General features: G+C 66.1%; 15 protein-coding genes. 5 read left to right on the top strand and 10 right to left on the bottom strand.

Going from position 1 to position 20,247, the window contains the following annotated elements:
• Window positions 1-132: 132 nt before the first annotated feature.
• Together HMPREF2990_RS06975 and HMPREF2990_RS06970 are read left to right on the top strand one after the other, a co-directional pair.
• Window positions 133-612: a hypothetical protein gene (locus HMPREF2990_RS06975; protein ID WP_070763520.1), complete on the top strand. Its 480-nt coding sequence runs from the start codon at window positions 133-135 to the stop codon at window positions 610-612.
• A 92-nt stretch (window positions 613-704) separates the two neighbouring features.
• Window positions 705-1,145, top strand: coding sequence for a hypothetical protein (locus HMPREF2990_RS06970; RefSeq protein WP_070763518.1), 441 nt, complete (start codon window positions 705-707; stop codon window positions 1,143-1,145).
• Window positions 1,146-1,227: 82 nt separating this feature from the next.
• Here the strand turns inward: HMPREF2990_RS06970 and dnaE are convergent, their stop codons facing one another.
• The 7 genes from dnaE to lspA form a co-directional block, all read right to left on the bottom strand.
• Entirely contained in the window at window positions 1,228-4,797 is a 3,570-nt protein-coding gene (gene dnaE / locus HMPREF2990_RS06965) for a DNA polymerase III subunit alpha (protein ID WP_070763516.1), read from the bottom strand.
• 35 nt (window positions 4,798-4,832) lie between these two features.
• Complete coding sequence (locus tag HMPREF2990_RS06960) at window positions 4,833-6,116, bottom strand: ABC transporter permease (RefSeq protein WP_070763514.1); 1,284 nt, start codon at window positions 6,114-6,116, stop codon at window positions 4,833-4,835.
• A gap of 3 nt (window positions 6,117-6,119) precedes the next feature.
• A complete protein-coding gene (locus HMPREF2990_RS06955; protein ID WP_038594517.1) occupies window positions 6,120-6,839 on the bottom strand; it encodes an ABC transporter ATP-binding protein in 720 nt (239 codons plus the stop codon).
• Between the two features lie 261 nt (window positions 6,840-7,100).
• Complete coding sequence (locus HMPREF2990_RS06950; RefSeq protein WP_070763512.1) at window positions 7,101-8,873, bottom strand: efflux RND transporter periplasmic adaptor subunit; 1,773 nt, start codon at window positions 8,871-8,873, stop codon at window positions 7,101-7,103.
• Window positions 8,874-9,005: 132 nt separating this feature from the next.
• The gene (locus HMPREF2990_RS06945) at window positions 9,006-9,551 is read right to left on the bottom strand and encodes a hypothetical protein (RefSeq protein ID WP_141757834.1); all 546 of its coding nucleotides are present in this window, start codon (window positions 9,549-9,551) and stop codon (window positions 9,006-9,008) included.
• A gap of 1 nt (window position 9,552) precedes the next feature.
• Window positions 9,553-10,482 (bottom strand): RluA family pseudouridine synthase, encoded by a 930-nt coding sequence (locus HMPREF2990_RS06940; RefSeq protein WP_070763508.1) that lies wholly within the window; start codon window positions 10,480-10,482, stop codon window positions 9,553-9,555.
• Window positions 10,472-11,002: a signal peptidase II gene (lspA, locus tag HMPREF2990_RS06935; RefSeq protein ID WP_083317057.1), complete on the bottom strand. Its 531-nt coding sequence runs from the start codon at window positions 11,000-11,002 to the stop codon at window positions 10,472-10,474. The genes HMPREF2990_RS06940 and lspA overlap by 11 nt, the downstream gene beginning before the upstream one ends.
• Before the next feature lie 79 nt (window positions 11,003-11,081).
• Here lspA and HMPREF2990_RS06930 point away from each other — a divergent pair, with 79 nt between their 5' ends.
• Together HMPREF2990_RS06930 and HMPREF2990_RS06925 are read left to right on the top strand one after the other, a co-directional pair.
• Entirely contained in the window at window positions 11,082-12,077 is a 996-nt protein-coding gene (locus HMPREF2990_RS06930; RefSeq protein WP_083317056.1) for a DUF6263 family protein, read from the top strand.
• An 18-nt stretch (window positions 12,078-12,095) separates the two neighbouring features.
• Window positions 12,096-13,799, top strand: coding sequence for an ABC-F family ATP-binding cassette domain-containing protein (locus HMPREF2990_RS06925; protein WP_070763504.1), 1,704 nt, complete (start codon window positions 12,096-12,098; stop codon window positions 13,797-13,799).
• Window positions 13,800-13,809: 10 nt separating this feature from the next.
• Here HMPREF2990_RS06925 and HMPREF2990_RS06920 read toward each other — a convergent pair whose 3' ends face one another.
• Window positions 13,810-14,412 (bottom strand): WKL family lipoprotein, encoded by a 603-nt coding sequence (locus HMPREF2990_RS06920; RefSeq protein WP_070763502.1) that lies wholly within the window; start codon window positions 14,410-14,412, stop codon window positions 13,810-13,812.
• Window positions 14,413-14,527: 115 nt separating this feature from the next.
• Here HMPREF2990_RS06920 and HMPREF2990_RS06915 point away from each other — a divergent pair, with 115 nt between their 5' ends.
• Window positions 14,528-15,454 (top strand): asparaginase, encoded by a 927-nt coding sequence (locus HMPREF2990_RS06915; RefSeq protein WP_070763500.1) that lies wholly within the window; start codon window positions 14,528-14,530, stop codon window positions 15,452-15,454.
• On the opposite strand, the gene HMPREF2990_RS06910 is transcribed toward HMPREF2990_RS06915, so the two are convergent.
• A complete protein-coding gene (locus HMPREF2990_RS06910; RefSeq protein ID WP_070763498.1) occupies window positions 15,451-16,839 on the bottom strand; it encodes a DNA polymerase IV in 1,389 nt (462 codons plus the stop codon). The two genes, HMPREF2990_RS06915 and HMPREF2990_RS06910, sit on opposite strands and share 4 nt — an antisense overlap.
• A 30-nt stretch (window positions 16,840-16,869) precedes the next feature.
• The gene (gene ileS, locus HMPREF2990_RS06905; RefSeq protein WP_070763496.1) at window positions 16,870-20,055 is read right to left on the bottom strand and encodes an isoleucine--tRNA ligase; all 3,186 of its coding nucleotides are present in this window, start codon (window positions 20,053-20,055) and stop codon (window positions 16,870-16,872) included.
• Window positions 20,056-20,247 lie beyond the last annotated feature (192 nt).

Raw genomic sequence — 20,247 nt, 5'->3', positions numbered from 1 at the left:
GGGCATCCCGCCTGGTAGCGCCACTGCACTATCCAAATCGTTATAAACCTGCTACTTTTTCTAACGACCTTGCTGTAATCGTCCAGTCGATTCACGGCTAAGCACAGAGATTCCCACGAGGAGCACACAACTATGAAGCGTATTTCTACCGCCGTTGTCGCCGCCGCGACCGCACTGGCCATGACCGCAACCCCGGCATTCGCTGCCGAGGAGAACCAGAACGACCAGAACGTCACTGGCACTGACCAGGGCACCGAGAACACGGGAGAGTCTGAGACCCCGGAGAACCAGGGCGAGGGCTCCGAGGAGGGCGAAGGCTCCGAGGACCAGGAGAAGCCTGAGACCCCGGAGAACCCCGAGAAGCCGGGCGATACTGGCAACCAGGGCGGCAACACCAACAAGACGCAGGGCTCCGCTGGTTCCTCCAACGGCCACGTCGTGGGCATCACCTCTGGCCTGGCTGGCGCTACCGTGACCCTCGCGCTGATCATCGGCTCCAACCCGACCGGTCTGAACAAGATCATCGACTACCTCAACGCAAACTTCCAGCTGGGTCTGCCGCACCTGCACGTGCCGAAGGTACAGCTGCCGAACATCCCGAACTTCTTCTAAGTTCGTTGTAGTGTCTTAGACGGCACTGTCGGCGGGGCGCTGTTTGGTGCGCCCCGCCTTTTCTTTTCTCATTCTCCGGAAGGACTCAAGACGTGAAGGCTACTTACCCCGTTGCGGCCGCGACTGTCGCAGCACTTGCCGTCGCTGGGCTCAGCCCCGTCTCGGCGCAGGACAAACCGCAGACTTCTCCTACCCCAGCCGCCACAGCGACTGCGACGCCGAGTGCGACTGCAACGCCGACGACCACCACGCCGACGTCGTCAGCCACGCCCGAGGGCCCGACCCCGGTCACCGTGACCGTCACCGCCCCCGCCGTGACCGCCACCACGACGCCGTTCCGTGCAACGGGTCCGAGCTCCGAGTGGATCAACAAGGGTGCGCTGGATGAGCGAGGCCAGGAGATCTTCACCTACATCTCCTTCGCCCTCAGCATGATCGGTGGCTTGCTGCAGGCTGCGGCCTTCGTGGCGGCCGCCTCCCCCAATATGCAGGCGCAGTTGAAGGCGATGCTTGCGCGCGTCGGCATCAAGTAGCCGCTTGCCTCACGAAAAACGCACCGCCCGTGGTACTGCAGCAAAGCAGTGCCACGGGCGGTGTGCGTTCTGTACCGCTGTCCTAACCCAAAATGCCCATGCCCATGGTGGCCTTGAGGTCACCCATCAGGTTGGCGGAGCGCTCCACGCGCAGGTGATCGCCAAGCACCATCATCTGCGTGTGGTCCCCGTTGACCAGGTTCAAGTACACGTCCGAGTCGCCGGGGTTGTTCTGCAGCACGCCTTTTAGACGCGCGATGTTTTCGATGGTGCACTGGTCGGTGCGCAGCGTCAGGCGCAGGGGCAGACCTGCGCCCTGCCCGGGCCCGAGCTCGGGGACTTTCACGTCGTCGCCGAACAGGCTCATGCGCTCGTCGCGAATGGTCACGCGGGCCTTGACCAGGATGATGTTGTCCTCCACGATCTGCGGGGCGACGAGTGAGTACACCTTGTTAAACAGCAGGACTTCCACCTGCGCGCCGTGGTGGTCCTCAATAGTCACGATGGCCCAGGGCGAGCCGTCCTTCTTGGAGAAGCGACGGTCCACGCTGGAGATCAGCCCGCCGAGGGTGACCTCGGTGCCGTGGCGCAGCTCGCCGGAGAGCACAGTGGTCAGCTCCGTGTCGGTCTGCTGCGCGATCGCCTCCTCGAAGCCGTCCAGGGGGTGGCCGGAAACGTACAGGCCAAGCATTTCACGCTCCAGAGCGAGCTTGTGCTTCTTGTCCCACTCGTCGTCCGGGATGTCCATGGAAAAGACGGCCGTGGCGCTTTCCTGGCCGTCCTCGCCGCCGCCGAGGCCAGCAAAGAGGTCAAATTGGCCCTTGTCCGCAGCCTTCTTCGTGGTGAGTACGGAATCGACCATGTCTTCCTGGACAAGCATGAGCCCCTTGCGAGCGTGACCGAGCGAGTCGAAGGCCCCGGCTTTGATCAACGACTCGGTGATGCGCTTGTTGCACGGCAGCAGATCGATCTTGTCCAGGTAGTCGGAGAAGCTGGTGAAGTCACCCTTCGTGCGGCGGGTTTCCTTGATGGACTCCACCACTTCGGCGCCCACGTTGCGCACCGCGGCAAGGCCGTAGCGGATGTCTTTGCCCACAGCCATGAAGTTCTCTTCCGACTCGTTAATATCCGGCTGCAGCACGGAAATACCAAGGTGGCGGCAGTCGGACAGGTAAATGGCGGACTTGTCCTTCTTGTCGCCCACCGACGTCAGCAGCGCGGCCATGTACTCGGCGGTGTAGTTCGCCTTCATGTAGGCCGTCCAGTACGAGACCAGCGCGTAGCCGGCGGCGTGCGACTTGTTAAACGCGTAGGAAGCAAACGGCTCGATCGTGCCCCACAGCGCGTCCATTGCGCTCTTGGAGTAGCCGTTTTCCTGCATGCCGCCCCAGAATTTGTCGTACTGCTGCGCGAGCACCTCTGGTTTCTTCTTACCCATCGCCTTACGGAAGCCGTCTGCTTCGCCAGCGGTGTAGTTCGCCACCTTCTGGGAGATACGCATGATCTGCTCCTGGTAGACGATCAGGCCGTAGGTCTCGTCCAGGATTTCCTTGAGCGGCTCGTCCAGCTCGGGGTGAATCGGCGTGATGGGTTTACGCCCATTCTTGCGGTCGGCGTAATCCCAGTGGGCGTTCACACCCATCGGGCCCGGGCGGTAGAGCGCGAGCGACGCGACAATATCCTTAAACCCAGTCGGCTTCATGCGCTTGAGCAGTTCCTGCATGCCGCCGGAGTCCAGCTGGAACACGCCGAGCGTGTCACCGCGGGAGAGCAGCTCGTAGACCGCCGGGTCGTCGGTATCCAGGCCCTCCAGGTCGAGGGTCTCGCCGCGGTTCTTCTGCACGTTCTCTAGGGCGTCGCCCAGCACGGTGAGGTTGCGCAGGCCCAGGAAGTCCATCTTCAGCAGGCCGATGGCCTCACAGGCCGGGTAATCCCAGCCGGTGATGATCGCGCCGTCGGCGGGTCGCTTCCACATCGGAATGTGGTCCATCAGCGGCACCGAGGCCATAATCACCGCACAGGCGTGCACGCCCGCCTGGCGCACCACGCCTTCCAGCCCGCGGGCGGTCTCGTAGATCTTGGCCACGTCCGGGTCGGTCTCGATCAGCGAGCGCACCTCGGCCGCCTCGGCGTAACGCTCGTGCTCGGGATCGGTGATACCGGCCAGCGGGATGTCCTTGGCCATGATCGCCGGCGGCAGCGCCGCGTTGATGCGGTCGGCCATCTGGAAGCCGGGCTGGCCGAAGTTCACCTTCGCCGAGTCCTTAATCGCCTGCTTCGTCTTCACCGTACCGAAAGTGATCACCTGGGCGATCTTGTCCTCGCCCCAGCGCTCCGCGGCGTAGGTGATCATTTCGCCGCGGCGGCGATCGTCAAAGTCGATATCGATATCCGGCGCGGACGGGCGCTCCGGGTTGAGGAATCGCTCGAAGAGCAGGCCGTGCTCCATCGGGTCGATGTTGGTAATGGTCAGTGCGTAGGCCACCAGCGCGCCAGCGGCGGAGCCACGGCCGGGCCCAACACGGATGCCGATCTCGCGGGCGTGCTTGATCAGCTCGGCGACGATGAGGAAGTAGGACGGGTAGCCCTTCATGTCGATGACGTCGATCTCGTATTTCGCGCGGTCGAGGTACTCCTGCGGGACTTCCTTGCCCCCGAAGCGGTCCTCCAGACCGCGCTGGACCTCCTTGCGCAGCCAGCTGGTCGGGGTCTCCCCTTCCGGCACGTCGGCGATCGGCATGCGGTCGTGTGGGTGTTCCTCCCACAGCTCGCCGTAGTCGCCGACACGCTCGGCGATCCAGAGCGTGTTGTCGCAGCCGTCCGGCACCGTGGAGTCCCACAGCTCGCGCATCTGCTCGGCGGTCTTGATGTAGTACCCGGTGCCGTCGAACTTAAAGCGGTCCGGGTCCATGAGGGTCTTGCCGGTTTGCACACACAGCATGGCCTCGTGCGAGGGTGCCTGGGACTCCAGCACGTAGTGGCAGTCATTGGTCACCAGCGGCGGCAGGTCGAGTTCCTTGCCGATGCGCAGCAAGTCGTCTCGCACGCGCCGCTCGATGTGCAGGCCGTGGTCCATCAACTCCAAAAAGTAGTTGTCCCGGCCGTAGATGTCCTGCCACATCGCGGCGGCCTCGAGCGCCTCGTTGTACTGGCCGAGACGCAGGCGGGTCTGCACATCACCCGACGGGCAGCCGGTGGTCGCGATGATGCCGTCAGCATGCTCGGCAATCAGCTCAGCGTCCATACGCGGCCACTTACCAAGCTGCCCCTCGTAGGAAGCGAGCGAGGACAGGCGGAACAGGTTGCGCAGCCCCGTCGCGTTCTCCGCGAGCATGGTCTGGTGCAGATACGCGCCCGAGGCGGAGACATCGTCGCGCTTCTGGTCCGGGGTGCCCCACAGCTGGCGCTTCTTGTTTAAGCGCGAGCCGGGCGCCATGTAGGCCTCGATGCCAATAATCGGCTTGATCCCCGCGTCCACCATGCGGCGATAGAAGGCGTTGGAGCCGAACATGTTGCCGTGGTCCGTCATGCCTACGGCGGGCATGCCCTGGCGGGACACCTCCTCTGCGAGCAGATCCACCTTTGCCATGCCGTCCAGCATGGAAAACTCGGTGTGGTTATGCAGGTGGACGAAGGAGGATTTTTTGGCCATGCGGCCATCATATCCCGCCGCGCAAACCGGCAAAACTACTCGTAGCGAAGCGCCTCGATGGGCTGCATCTTCGCCGCCTTCGACGCCGGGTATGCGCCGAAGAACACGCCCGTGGCCAAGGAAAACAGCAGGGAGAAGAGCACCGCGCCTAAGGGCGGCCACACAAAGGCGTCGAAGGCTGCGGTAGCGATCATGCCGATCGCCCCGCCCAAAATCACGCCGATGACACCGCCGACAAGGCAGACCAGCATCGCTTCGACGATGAACTGGGTCCGGATGTCGCCGTGGGTAGCGCCAAGCGCCTTGCGCACGCCGATCTCACGGGTGCGCTCGGTCACCGTGATGAGCATGATGTTCATCACGCCGATACCGCCGACCAGCAGCGAGATCCCGCCGATGGCGGAGAGCACCGTGGACATGATCCGGAAGACACTGGTCAGCTCCTGCAGGGAGGACGACAGGTCGATGACCTCGGCCTCGAAGTCCTCATTGCCCTTGTAGAGCCGGTCGAGGTAGGACTGCAGGTCCGCCTGGAAGATTTCGGCTTCCTCGTCAGACGCGGAGCGCACGGAGAAGGAGGTAAACCAGTCGCCGTTGAGCCCCACGCGGTCGGCTGCGGTCACCGGGATGTAAATGTCCGAGTAGGACTCCATCCCGCCAAACATGCCGCCGCCGGAGTCGTTCTCGGCGTCGCCGTTCATCACGCCGATGATGGTGAACACGGCCGGGCTGCCATCCTGGATCACGTCGATGCGCTGGCCGAGTGCGGAGATGGCGTCGCCGTCAAACATGGCGTCGACAAGCTCGGGGCTCACCACCGCCACGGGGCGCTGGCCGGACATGTCTTTGTCCGAAATACCGCGCCCGAACTCGATCTCGCCGCCGCGCATGTCGAAGGATTCGGGCAGCACCGGGTAGATCGTCGTGCTGACCATCTCGCCGCCGTTGTCGATTTCGCCCATGCTGGACAGCTCGATATCCACGCCGGTCACGCGCTCGCCGAACGACGCCTTTAAATCGTCGAGGTCCTGCAACGTCACCGCGTCTTGCTCGTTGGAAGGCGGTGCCATAGACAGTGCGGCAAACGGGTCCTCGGAGCCCTCGCCTTCTTCGGCGCGCTCGTGAATGGTCACCGGGTGGGTTGTCGTGCCCACGCCCTGCAGGCCGGACATCACCTGGTTTTCCAGCCCGCGACCGAGCGTCATGATGATCACCACGGCCATGATGCCGATGATGATGCCCAGAAGGGTCAAAAGCGAGCGCAGCTTGTTCTTGTTCAGGCTGGAGGTGGCCAGCCTGATGGATTCTGTGAGATTCACGTCCTACTCCTCGCCTCGCAGCCCGGAGGGTACCCGCACGTTGTCGATGCGCCCATCGAGCATCTCCACGATGCGTCCAGTTTCCTCGGCCAGCTCCGGGTTGTGGGTAATAAACACCACGGATTTGCCTAGCTCGTCGTGCAGTTTGTGGAATAAGTCCATCACCAAGCGGCCGGTTTTGGAATCGAGGGCGCCGGTCGGCTCGTCGGCAAGCAACAGGTCCGGATCATTGGCCAGGCTGCGCGCGATCGCCACGCGCTGCTTCTGACCACCCGAGAGCTCGTTCGGGTTGTGGTGGAGGCGATCCCCCATCCCCATCATCTCGAGCAGCTCGGCGGCGCGCTCCTCACGCTCGTGCCGTTCCACGCCCGCGTACATCATGGGCATGGCCACGTTTTGCAGCGCGTCGATGCGACCGATCAGGTTGAAGTTTTGAAAGATAAACCCGATGTTCTGGCTACGATAGGCGGCCAGCTCCTTATCCTCCTTGGCGTAGACCGGCTCGCCGTTGAAGGCGTAGCCACCCTTAGTGGGCCGGTCCAGCATGCCGATGAGGTTCATCAGCGTCGACTTACCGCAGCCCGAAGGCCCGACGATGGAGACGAACTCGCCGTGCTCGGCGTAAAAATCAATGCCGTGCAGCACGGTCAGCTCGCTCGGCTCGCCCTCGTTGTAGGTCTTGACGATGCCGCGCATGTCGATGAGCAGCCCAGAGTCAGCCATCGAAGGCTGCTTGTCGACGCCCACCTGCTCACCCCCAGTGACCACCCCAGCTGGGGCGTCAGTCACCGGAAGTACCTCGGTATCGGAAGTGTCGACAGGTTCAGCGGGTTCTGCTGGTGTGTCGTCGCCCTCATCCCCGAAGAAGAACGGGTCCGTCTCCGGATTGCCGTCGTACTCTTCCTCGGCGGGTTTGGCGTGCCTGGACTTTTTGGAAAACTTTGAGAACTTCTTCGAAAACGGAGTGCTCAATGGCTCACTCCCCTACTTGTCCTCGCCGCCGTCGGCGGCTTCGGCGTTGTCGTCCTTCTTGGAGTCTTTCTTGTCGCCCTGCTTGTCGTTCTTGTTCTCCTCGGTGGTCTTGCCCTCTTTCGCCTCACGGACCTGCTCCGGGTCGAAGCGCGGGTCCGAGATGCTCACCTTTTCCCCGATCTGTTCGGAGTACTCGTCGGGCCAGTTGATGACGATGTCGCCAGCCTTGAGCTCGCCGCCGGTAATCGCGATGTCGACGTCGTTGCTGGCGCCGGTTTCCACCTTGCGCTCTTCCACCACGCCGGAGGATGCGTCATCACCATCGGTGGCCATGACCAGGACCTTCTTGTCACCCTCTTCGCCGTAGACGGCGTCAAGCGGGACGTTGAGCGCATCCGCGGACTCCTGGGTGATGATCTCCGCGCGCACCGTGCCGCCGAGCAGGAGGCCCTTGGTGTCGCCGGTGACCTCGATCTCAACCGGGAAGGTCACGCTGCCGGACTCGCTATCGGATCCGCCCCCGCCTGCTGACATTCCGCCCGGCATTCCGGCCGGTGCGGCGCTGGACTGGTCGGCGGCGGGCGCGATGCGCTTAACACGCCCCTTGAACTTCTTATCGCCCGTTGCCGTGGAGGTAAATTCCACGCGGTTGCCCTGCTTGATGTTGGGCACGTCCGCTTCGCGGACTTCGGACTTAATGAGCAAGCTCGAGTCGTCGGCGAGGCTGAGCAGCTTGCCCTGCGGGATGTCGCCCTCCTCCACATCGACGGAGGTAACTACGCCGGCGAGCGGCGAGTACAGGGTCGCCTCCTGCAGCTGGTACTCCAGGGTGCCGTCGGACTCGGAGATGCCGGCGCTTTCCGCCTGCCTACGTGCCGAATCTACCTGGCCCTGGAGCTGCTGGCGCTCCTGCTGCGCCTGCGATTGTGCAGCCGCGAGTGCCGCCTTGGCATCCTGGAGGGCGGCGTAGGCCTCGTCCACGCTCATCGGTGCCCCGCCACCTTCCGCGCCAGCGATCTGAGCGATCTCGTCGGGCGACATGCCGGCCGCAGCACCACCCGGCGCGGGCGCGGCTCCCGGTGCAGCGGGTGCGCCACCCGGTGCGGCCGGTGCGGCTGGTGCCGCCGGTGCCTTGGGGCCCTGGCCTCCACCGCTGGACGTGCCGTTGGAGCTGTTGCCCGGCAGGTGGGAGGAGAGGTTGCCGGCCATCTGGCTGAAGACATCGGCCACGCGGGTGGCGGAGCGGCCGCCCTGGGCGGCAAGCGCGGCGTCGTACGCCGCCTGCGCCTGGTTGACCTGGGCCTGGGCCTGGCGGATCGTCTGGTTCGACCCGTCTGCCACCGACTGGTCGTGCGCGTTGAGCTGCGACTGCGCCTGCTCGAGTGCCTGGGCGGCCTCGGCCTGCGCGTTGGCCTGCTGACGCTCCTGGGCGGCGAGCTGGCGGTCCAGCTGTTCGGTGTTCATCGAGGCGAGGAACTGGTCCTTTTGCACCCGATCGCCCGGCTGCACAGCAATCTTTTCCACCTCGGACTGCACCGAGGTGGTGATGTTCATGGCCCGGATCGGGGCGATGTGGCCGTTGACGATCACGCTATCCGAGACGTCCTCGGCGGCGGCGATGGTGTAGTCACCCGGCTGGAGGCCCGAGCCCTTCGCCTCATCCGATCCGCCGAAGCCGCACGCGGACGCGAACAGCGCCACGCTGGTCAGCGCGGCGACAGTGCGCAGCTTGAGCGAGCGGCGACGGGTGGTGGCGTGCGGGGTGGCTGTTCCGAATTCGGACACCAAACATTCTCCTCACAAACGAGCGCGCCACGAAGTAAGGCCCCAAGCACGAAGGGCCGCGGGCGCGAAAGGCGTGCAACTTCCGAAAACTATACACGCCGACCCCACCAAATGGGAGTGCCGGATGAGCGCTTAACTCCTCGGTGTAGACACCGCGATTGCGCCCCACACCGCATCGGCGGGCAGCGCCTCCACCGCGGCGACTTCCTGCAGGGTCGCAATCCCTGCGAGCGTGGGCGTATCCGCGGTAATGATCGCGCCGATAACGTGCGCGTCGGCAGACGCGGCGTGGGCGCTAAGCAGCGCGCGCTGCAGCTCGCGCTCGCAGACCTCGGCGCGGCTGGCCCCGGCAACGGGTTCCGGGGTGTCCTTGTATGGCAGGGCCGCGGGCACGATCGCGTTGACCCGCGGCGCGGCCTCGTAGGTCGCCGCAGCCTGGTCGCAGGAAAGCGGTGTGGTGAAACTCACGAGGGCCAGGTGGTCCAGGCCGTCGTCCAACGCTTCAAGCGACGCGGCGGCGCGCGCCGCGTAGTGCTCGGCCTGCTCGCCGGTGAAAGGCCCGAGCGTGTCGCCCTGCACCACCGGCGGGCCCGGCGGGTGCAGCGCGCCGATGGCGAAGATGCCTGCACCAAGGACGGCCGCGGCCACCAGCGCCCCGATCCCCTCTTTTGCGCGCACCTTAGGGCGCTCGCAACATATCGAGGGCGTGCTGCAGGTCCTCCGGGTAACCGGATTCCACCACCATGTACTCGCCGGTGCGGGGGTGGGTAAAGCCGAGCGCCTTGGCGTGCAGCCACTGGCGGATCAGGCCGAGGCGTTTGGCCAGGTTCGGATCGGAGCCGTACATGGGATCGCCCACGCACGGGTGGCCGGTGGCGGACATGTGGACGCGGATTTGGTGCGTACGGCCGGTCTCCAAGTGGACCTCGAGCAGGCTGGCCTGGCGGAATGCCTCGAGCACCTTGTAGCGGGTGACACTCGCTCGGCCGTCGTCAGTCACGGCGAACTTCCACCCGGCAGACGGGTGGCGGCCGATGGGCGCGTCGATGGTGCCCACGATCGGGTCTGGCAGGCCCTGGACGACCGCGTGGTAGGTCTTGTCCACGGTGCGCTCCTTAAACGCCCGCTTGAGCACCGAGTAGCCCTGCATGCTCGCGGCGACCACCATCACCCCGGAGGTACCCACGTCCAGGCGCTGCACGATGCCCTTGCGCTCGGGCGGGCCCGCGTCCGGCAGCGTAAAGCCCATGGCCTGCAGGCCACCGAGCACGGTTGGGCCCTCCCAGCCAAGCGTGGGGTGCGCGGCGACACCCACCGGCTTGTCCACCGCGATGACGTCGGCGTCGTGGTAGAGCACGTGCATCCCCTCGACCATCTCTGCGACGGGCTCCGGGGCGCGCTTCGGTTCGGGCAGCGTGGCCTCGATGATGACGCCGGGGGTGACGCGGTCGGATTTTTGGGGCAACGTGGCGTCGATAAGCACCTGCTCTGCGGCGATCATCTCGACGGCGACGCTGCGCGAGATCCCGAAGAGCTTGGCGAGCGCGGCATCGACGCGCATGCCCGCCAGGCCCTCGGGGACGGGAAGGCGGCGGAAATCACCCGGCATCCGACTCCTCCTTCAGAAAGAGGGCGAGCGCGAAGATCACCACGCCGACAGTGATAGAGGCATCGGCCAGGTTGAACACCGCGAAATTGCCCACCGAGATGTAATCCACCACGTGCCCGAACCAGAAGCCCGGGTCGCGCGCAAGGCGGTCGATGAGGTTGCCGAGCGCGCCACCGGCGATCATGGCCAGGCCGATGGCCTCGACGCGGTTGCTCAGGCGCGGGGCGGCGATGAGCGAACCCACGACGAAGACGAGCTGGATCGTGGTAAACAACCAGGTCGAGTTCTGGCCCATGGAAAAGGCCGCACCCGGGTTAAACAGCAGGTAGAAGCGGAACCAATCCCCGATTACGGCGACCGGTTCGCCCGGGGTGAGCCAGCCCAGCATCAGCTGCTTGACCGCCTGGTCAATCGCGGCGATGGCGAGCATCATGCCCGCTACGAGCGGCAGGTACCGCGGCCTTTTGCCCGCGGGCTGCGCCGAGCTCCCTTCACTTGCTTGGCTAGTTGTGTGTTGCATCGCCTGTTTACTGTAGTCGGTTGGCAACAAAGCGGGTATCGCCTCAATCGCTGCGGGTGCCGTGCGGTAGGTTCGAAGTGTGTTTTCTCTGCTCGATCGCCCTGCTCACCCCGCCCTCCTGCTGAGCGCTAGCCTGCTCGTTTTCCCACTGGCCGCCTGCGGCAGCGAGGAATTCGACCCGCTGGAAACCATCCCCGCCTTCGCGCTCGACACCCCGGCCGTGGAGGTTGTCGAGACAGGTGAGCGGCCGCAGCTTTTGCAATTCAAGGACGCGGCGGCCGACAAGGCCGAGCCGTGGGAGACCGCCGTGGAGGTCGCCACCGGGCTCGAGCAGGACGTCGTGCCGGCCGAGCAGGCCGATGAGCTGGGGCAAGCCCCGGCGGGCGGCAACGTGGATACGGTAACCCTGCCGCTTACGGTCAACGCTGCGCCCGCGGACGAGCCGGGCGAAGGCGAAACACCTGCCGCGCGCGCAGTCGAGCTGACCGTGGGCACCGCCACCCACTCGGACCTAAGCCGCACCGAGGAGCTCGCCAGCGCGAAGGACTTCCTCCTGCGCTGGCGCGCCGCCGAGAGCGGGGCGATCTCCACGCTCAAGCTCTTAGCACCCGGCGATTCGACGGAAGCAGGCCGCGAGGCCGTGGAGCGCTCGCTGCTCCTGCTCGCCTCCACCAACGTCGTCCTGCCAAAAGACCCGGTGGGGGTTGGCGGGTCCTGGACTGTGCGCAACCGCATCACCGGCGCGTCGAACATGCTGCGCACCAGCACGTATACGGTCACCGCGATCGACGGCGACCGGGTCGAACTCGACGTCAGCGTCGAGGAGCGCCCGACCCAGCAGTCGCTGTCGATCGATAACGAGGTCGCAGGCGAGCTCGACGGTTCCTCGCTGGATGTGGAAACCACCTCCACAACCTCGCAGGGCAGTATTACGCTGGACTTAACGCGCCCGCTGCCGGTGGCCGGCCAGGTCGCCGCCACAACGCGCCTGATCTATTCGGGCACCGAGGGCACAAGCGGCTTCAAGGTGGTCCAGGACGTCACCGAGGCGCTGACCTACGGCGCGGACGCTTAAGTTACACGGAGGTTTCCCATGGTTGCACCGCTGCACATCGGCCTTGACGGCATCTCATTTTCCTACCCGGGCGGCAAGCGCGTGCTCACCGACATCTCGTTTGCCGTCCCCTCCGGCTCGGTTACGGGGCTCATCGGCGAGAACGGCGCGGGCAAATCCACTCTGCTGTCCGTCATCTCCCGCGAGCTTGTCCCCGACACCGGCGAGCTGATCACCCCGCCGGTCACCGGCTTCATCGCGCAGGAAACCTCCCTGCCTTTCACCGAGCCCGCCAGCATGCTTATCGACGCCGCCGTGGCCGAACTCCGCAACGTCGAAGCCGACATCACCCGCCTCGGCGAGGCGATGTCCACCGCGGAAGGCGCGGACAACGCCGCCCTCGCCGCCGACTTCGACCTCGCGCTGGCCCGCGCGGAGCAGTCCGGCGTGTGGGAGCTCGATGCGCGCATCGCCACCGTGCTCGCCGGCTTGGGCCTGGCCAACGTGCCCCTGTCCACCCCGCTAGGCGAGATGAGCGGCGGGCAGCGCCGCCGCTTCGCCCTGGCCACCCTCCTGCTGCGCCCCGTCGACGCGATGGTGCTCGACGAGCCGACCAACCACTTAGACGATGAGGCAGTCGACTTCCTCGTCGGCGAGCTTGAGGCGTTCAAGGGCCCGGTGCTGGTGGCCTCGCACAACCGCTACTTCTTGGACACAGTCTGCGACGGCATCGTGGACCTCGATCTCGGCCTGGGTGCCGAGGGCGGCTTCGGCGAGGAAACCCGCCAGGGCGCGCGCTTTTCCGGCGCGTTCTCCGACTACCTGGCAGCCCGCGAGGATCGCCGCCGCCGCTGGGAGAGCGACTACGCCGCCCAGGAGCACGAGCGCGCCCGCCTGGAAAAGGCCGCCGAGCAGGACGAAGAGGACATCTTCCACTCCCACGAGAACAAGACCGAGACGCGCAAGGCTGCGAAATTCTACTCCGATAAGGCGGCGAAAACGGTGGGCAACCGGCGCCGCTCCGCCCGGCTGCGCCTTGAGGCACTCGAGCGCGAAGCCATCCCGGCCCCGCCCGCGCGCCTGGCGTTTCGCGGCGTGCCGGAGCACACGGCCACCTCAATTGGCGTGCCCGCGATCGTGACTAGAGGCCTAGCGGTACCGGAGCGGCTCGCCCCGCTCGACTTGAAGGTGCAGCCGGGCGAGCAGCTGCTCATCGAGGGCCCGAACGGGTCTGGCAAGTCCACCCTGCTGAAGATCCTCGACGGCACACTCACCGACTATGAAGGCGAATGCCTCATCCCCGAGGAATACACGGTCGCCCGCTTAGAGCAGGACGACAACTGGCAAGACCTCAGCGTCACCGCTGCGGAAGCCTTCGCCGCGCGCACCGGCGAGACCGGCCCCACCCTGGTGGAGATGGGACTGATGACGCAGGCGCAGTCGGAGAAGAAACTCGAGGACCTCTCGCTCGGCCAGCGCCGCCGCGTCTCGCTCGGCATTATCTTGTCGTCGCCGCCGGACCTTTTGCTTCTCGACGAGCCCACCAACCACCTCTCACTCGCACTCGCCGAAGAACTCGAGCACGCGCTGCTCGACTTCGCCGGCACCGTCGTGATCACCAGCCACGACAGGTGGGTGCGCCGCCAGTGGCGCGAGCGCATCCGCCAAAAAGACGGACGCGCCAGGATCCTCACCCTGTCCACGATGTGGACCGGGGAGGTCTGGCGCGACGAGACGGACTAGCGCTTGGTTTTTACAGCGCCGGAGCCTCCTGGTACTCGCCCTCCGGGGCCGGCGCCTCCGCAGGCGCTTCCGCCGGCGCTTCTTCGCCTGCCGGGGCCGGTGCCTTACACATCTGCGGCAGCTGCTCCGGCGGCAGAGTGTTGCTGACCAGGGTGCAAGCCCACTCCTGAGACAGCTTCCACTGGCCGTCCTCGAAGACGAACTCCACGTCCTCCGCCTGCTGGGAGGACTGCTGCTCCGGCTGGGTGAAGTTCACCGTGGCCAGCACGGTGTTCGGCCCATAGCCGGGCAGAATCGGGTCCACGACCTGGAAGTTCGCGCCGGACTCCTGCTGGGACTGCGCCATGACGTCGAAAAGCTCGGGCACTGTCTCCCCGCCCTGCACCGTGTTAGTGCGCTCCCCGATCGGCAGGTTGGAATCGGTGGCGCGCGCGAGCACCGCATTGAGCTCGTCTGCGGTGGGCAGCTCCGCGACCGGTGCGGCCTGCTGCGCCGAAGTCTGCTCGCTCGAGCTGGCAGGATCGTTGTTGGCGGCATCATCGTTGGAGCAGGCGGCCAACCCCAGGCTCAGGCCTACGGCGGCAACGGCGGCGACGAGTTTGTGTACGTTCACTGGTTCTCCTTGCAGCAGCTCATGCGCCATACCTTCTGGTATGGGCTCTTCTTGCACCCAAGCGTACCGCCCGCGTAGCCCCACACCAACTACACCATCTGGCACGCTAGTGGCTATGGATCCCAACAAACCTTGTGTCCTCGTGATCGCCACCGGCGGCACGATCGCCTCCACCGCTGACGCAAGCGGCGCCCGTGTACCGACGCTCGACTGCGCTGCACTTGTCGCCCGCGCAGAGGTGAGCACGCCCATGCGCACGCACGATGCGGTCAGCCTCGACTCCTCCGCCATGTCGCTCGCCGACGTCGACATGCTTCGCGAGCTCGTGCGCACCTCGCTTGCCGACGCCTCCGTCACCGGCATCGTGATCACCCACGGCACCGACTCCATGACCGATACCGCGCTCGCCCTAGACCTCGTCCACGACGACCCCCGCCCCGTCGTGCTTACCGGCGCACAGCGCCCCGCCGACGCCGCCGCCCCCGACGGGCCAGCCAACCTGCGCGGCGCGATCGCCGCAGCCGCGTCCCCGCAGCAGCGCGACCGCGGCGTACTTGTACACTTCGGCGGCGACACCCTGCCCGCCCGTGGCCTGTACAAGGCCGACACAGAGGAACTCCGCGCCTTCGCGCTGACCGCCCCGCACCCGCTGCCCCGCCCCGCTGCTGTCGACGTCGCGCCATTGGCGGGTTTGCGCATCCCCGTCCTTGCCGCCTGGCCCGGCGCAGACGCGGAACTTGCCGACTCGCTCGTTGCGCAGCACCCCGACGGCATCGTGGTGGCGGGCCTTGGCTCCGGCAACGTCTCCACCGCGATGGGACAGGCGCTCGCCCGCGCGCTCGAGCTCGGCATCGAGGTAGTCATGTCGACTGCTGTCGCGCACGGCGCAGTCTCGCTGGCCTACGGCGGCGCCGGAGGCGGGGCCACGCTGGCAGACCTCGGTGCGCGCTCCGCGGGTTTCCTACGCCCGGGGCAGGCACGCATGGCGCTGGCTACTGCGCTCGCCTCTGGTGCAGACCCGGCGCGACTTTTGGGTTCCTAGTCTCCGCGCCCGTCGAGCCAGTCGCCCCAATCCAGCGAGTCGAGCGGATCCGCGGGTACGAGATCCGGGTCATCCTCGCGCAGGCTCTTGATCCGGCCGGGCCCGGTCGCGCGCGTTTCAAAACGCACCGTCACCCAGCCCTTGCCCGCGCCTTGGACCCAGCCGTGGCCGAACTCCGGGTGGTAGACGTCCTGGGTGGCCTGCCACTTGCCTTTAACCGGCCCCTGCTCGGTCGCGACCTCGATCTCGGTGTCTGCGTCGTGGTCGCTCACACCTGTCTCGTAGTCCGTGTTCGCAGGCGCCGGCTTGACGATCGCCTGGTCGAGCTCCGGGAACAGCACATCCTGCAGGCTGTCTTCCAGCCCGGAGTAAGACACGCCCACGAGCCGGACGGGGCCGACCTCGTCCGGGTAGCGCACCAGCTTGAAGGCAGTGGCGAGTAGCGTGTCGGCGTCGTCGGTGGCATAAGGCAAGGTCGCCGAGCGCGACTCGATGCGGAAATCCGCCATGCGGAGCTTCACCGTCACCGTGCGCGCGCCGCGCCCGGCACGGGTCAGTCGCCGGTGCGAGTCGGCGGCCGCCCGCTTCAACGCGGCGTCTACCTCCGGCTCGGTGGTGAGGTCTTGCGGATACGTGTGTTCGGAGGAGATCTGCTTGGCCTCCGCGCGCGGGGCAACAGGCCGCTCGTCGATCCCACGGGCGAGCTCCCACAGTTGTCTGCCAACGACGCCCCCGAGCGAGATGTCGACCTCTTTTTCGCTGAGCGCGGCGAAGTCCCCGATCGTGGTGATCCCGGCTGCGGCGAGCTTCGCCTCGGTCACCGGGCCTACGCCCCACAATTCGTTAACGGGCAGCGGATGCAAAATGTCGAGCTGCTCCGCGTGCGGGATGACAAACACGCCGTCTGGTTTGGCCAGGCCGGAGCCGATCTTGGCGTATTGTTTGCCGCTGCCCGCACCGATCGAGCTCGGCAGCCCGGTCTCCGCTTTGATCTCCGCGCGCAGCTCGTTGGCCCATTCGCGGACGAGGTCTGGCGTGGCGTCGACAAGCGCGGCGGGCTCCATGAACGCCTCGTCGATAGACAACTGCTCGACCACGTCGACGTGGCGGGCGATGACTTCGAAGACGCGGTGCGACGCCGCCTTGTACACGGCGCGGCGCGGGGCAACGAGCACCGCCTGCGGACCCACCAGACGCGCAGCGCGGTGGGTGGGCATGGCGGAGCGCGCCCCGAACTTGCGGGCCTCGTAGCTTGCGCCGGCGACCACCCCGCGCCCGCTGACCCCGGCGACCAGCACCGGGCGGCCCTTGAGCGTGGGGCGGGTGAGCTGCTCGCAGGACGCATAGAAGGCGTCCATGTCGATGTGCAGCACCCAGCGTGTCATGTGCTCAAGGTACCAACCCGGTATAGCCGACTAGTTCTTGCTCACCTTCGCGGTCACGCCGTCGATGACGTCGTGGCCCTCGACCGGCTCGGTGACCACGTTGAAGGAGGTGGCCAGGGTCTCGGCCGCGATGTGCTCGGCGTGGCGCTTCGCCCACTCCTCCTTCTCGGCCGGCACCGCGAGGGTGACCGAGATGCGGTCGGAGACCTCGAAGCCTTCGCGCTTACGGGCGTCCTGCAGGCCGCGGATCACGTCGGCGGCCCAGCCCTCGGCTTCGAGTTCCTCGGTGACCTCGGTGTCCAGGACGACCAGGCCGACAACGCCGCCGTCGGCGTCGACGCGCGCGGTGCTGTCCGGGTCCTCCGCAACCAGACGCTCGGTGTAGAGCTCCGGGGTGAGCACGATGTCGCCGTCGACCACCACGTCCTCGCCGCGGCGCTCGTAGTTACCGGCCTTGACGTTCTTGATGGCGCGCTGCACGTCGCGGCCCAGCTTGGGACCTGCGACCTTCGCATTGACGACCACCTCGAAGGAACCGGCCGAGTCGACATCCTCGGTCAACTCGACTTCCTTGACGTTGACCTCGTCGCGGATGACGGCGGAGAAGTCCGACAGGTCGCCCGCGTTCGGCAGCGCGACCGTCAGCTTCGGCAGCGGCAGGCGGTTGCGCAGCTTGCGAGCCTTGCGCACCGAGGAAGCCGCCGAGCACACCGCGCGGGTGGCGTCCATGGTGGCGACCAGCTGCGCGTCCGCCGGGATCTCATCCGCCTTCGGGTAGTCCGTCAGGTGGACGGAACGCTCGCCGGTCAGGCCGCGCCAGATCACCTCAGAGATGTACGGCAGAAGCGGCGCGGTGACGCGAGTGAGGATCTCCAGCACCGTGTATAGGGTGTTGAAGGCCTCCGAGTGCGCCTCCTGCCCCTCCCAGAAGCGGTCGCGGGAACGGCGCACGTACCAGTTGGTCAGGGTGTCGGCGAAGCGGCGGACCTCGTCGCAGGCGTCAGCGATGCGAGTGTCCGCCAGCGCGGCGTCGACAGCCGCGACCAGATCGTGCGTCTTCGCCAGGATGTAGCGGTCCAGCACGTCGGTGGAATCCACCGACCAGGTGGCCTCGTGCGAGCTGTAGAGCTGCAGGAAGGTGTACGCGTTCCAGATCGGCAGCAGCGCCTGGCGCACGCCGTCGCGGATGCCCTGCTCGGTGACGATCAGGTTGCCGCCGCGCAGGATCGGGCTAGACATGAGGAACCAGCGCATCGCGTCCGAGCCGTCGCGGTCGAAGACCTCGTTGACGTCCGGGTAGTTGCCCTTGGACTTGGACATCTTCAGACCGTCATTGCCCAACACGATGCCGTGGGCGACGACCTTCTTAAACGCCGGGCGGTCGAACAGGGCGGTGGCCAGCACGTGCTGCACGTAGAACCAGCCGCGGGACTGCCCGGAGTACTCCACGATGAAGTCCGCGGGCTGGCGGGCGTCGTGCTCCTCGACGTTCTCAAACGGATAGTGGTACTGCGCGAACGGCATCGAGCCGGACTCGAACCAGCAGTCCAACACGTCCGGCACGCGGCGCATCATAGATTTGCCCGTCGGGTCGTCCGGGTTGGGGCGCACCAGCTCATCGATGTGCGGGCGGTGCAGCGATTCCGGGCGGCGGCCGAAGTCGCGCTCCAGCTCGTCCAGTGAGCCGTAGACGTCAACGCGCGGGTACTCCGGGTTATCGGAGACCCAGGCGGGTACCGGGGAGCCCCAGTAGCGGGTACGCGAGATGTTCCAGTCGCGTGCACCCTCGAGCCACTTGCCGAACTGGCCGTCGCGGATGTGCGAGGGGATCCAGTCGATCTGCTGGTTCAGCTCCACCATGCGGTCGCGGAAGTCGGTGACCTTGACAAACCAGGCCGGCAGCGCCATGTAGATCAGCGGCTCGCCGGAGCGCCAGGAGTGCGGGTAGGAGTGCACGATCGTCTGGTCGCGCACCACGCGGCCGGCGGCCTTGAGGTCGCGGATGATGTCGCGGTTGGCGTCGAAAACCAGCTTGCCGGCGTACTCGGGCACCTGGCTGGTGAACTTGCCATCCGCATCGACCGGGATGACCAGGTCGATGTCGTACTTTTCGGTGGTGAGCATATCGTCCTCACCAAAGGCGGGTGCCTGGTGGACGACACCAGTACCGTCCTCGGTAGTGACGTAGTCCGCCAGCAGGATCATGAACGCGTTCTTCGTGTCCTGGAAGTGCTCGAAGACCGGCTGGTACTCCAGGCCTTCCAGCTGCGCGCCGTTAAAGGTGGCAACGACTTCCGGATCGGTGCCCAGCTCCTTGGCGTAGGCATCCATCAGGTCGGTGGCCAGCAGCAGCTTTGTGCCCGCAAAGTCCTCGACGCCGTCCTCGGCGACGCGGACCAGCGAGTACTCCACCTCCGGGTGGACCGCCAGCGCGAGGTTGGACGGCAGCGTCCAGGGGGTGGTGGTCCAGGCGATCGCGGCGGCGTCGTGAAGCTCGGGGTGTGCCTCCCACGTCTTCGCTGCAGCGAAGCCCTCGCGCCCGCCGGTAAACGGCAGCGTCACCGTCACGGTGGGGTCCTGGCGCTCGCGGTAGGAATCGTCCAGGCGGGTCTCCTGGTTCGACAGCGGGGTGTGCTCCGCCCACGAGTACGGCAGCACGCGGAAGCCCTGGTAGATCAGGCCCTTGTCGTAGAGCTCTTTGAACGCCCACATGACGGACTCCATGTACTCCGGGTCCATCGTCTTGTAGCCGTTTTCAAAATCCACCCAGCGAGCCTGGCGGGGGACGTAGTCCTCCCACTCGTCGGCGTAGTGCATGACGGACTTGGCGCAGTACTCGTTGAAGCGCTCGAGGCCCATGTCCTCGATCTCCGCCTTGTCCTTGATGCCAAGCTGCTTCTCCGCCTCCAGCTCGGCGGGCAGGCCGTGGCAGTCCCAGCCGAACACACGCGGCACGTAGTAGCCGGCCTGCGTGCGGTAGCGCGGCACAATGTCCTTGACGTAGCCGGTCAGCAGGTGCCCATAGTGCGGCAGGCCGTTGGCAAACGGCGGGCCGTCGTTGAACACGTACTCTTCCGCGTCCTTGCGGTTGTCCAGCGACGCCTGGAACGTGTCATCTTCGTTCCAATAGTCCAGCACGACGCGTTCCATATCCGGGAAACGGCTGCTGCCACCAGTCATGTCTACCTTGGGGTAGACGCCGCCAACCTCGGTCATATGCATCCTCCACACACTGCTCGTGCAGGGACGCAGGCTCACCCGCGCGGTACCACCCTGCTTGGAGCTGGCCTTCTGCCTGCTCCCGCTTCATTTGTGGTGAAGGAAGTAACGTCTTCCCCTTTAGGCTGAAACGTCCGGTTCTACTAGCCGCATGCGGGGTTCTTCCGGAAACGCTCCCCGGTGATGGCC

Source organism: Corynebacterium sp. HMSC071B10 (genome assembly GCF_001814825.1).
In the GTDB taxonomy this organism is placed as follows: domain Bacteria; phylum Actinomycetota; class Actinomycetes; order Mycobacteriales; family Mycobacteriaceae; genus Corynebacterium.
Note: the sequence above shows the minus strand (reverse complement) of the source record. Positions and strands in the feature narration are given on the sequence as shown.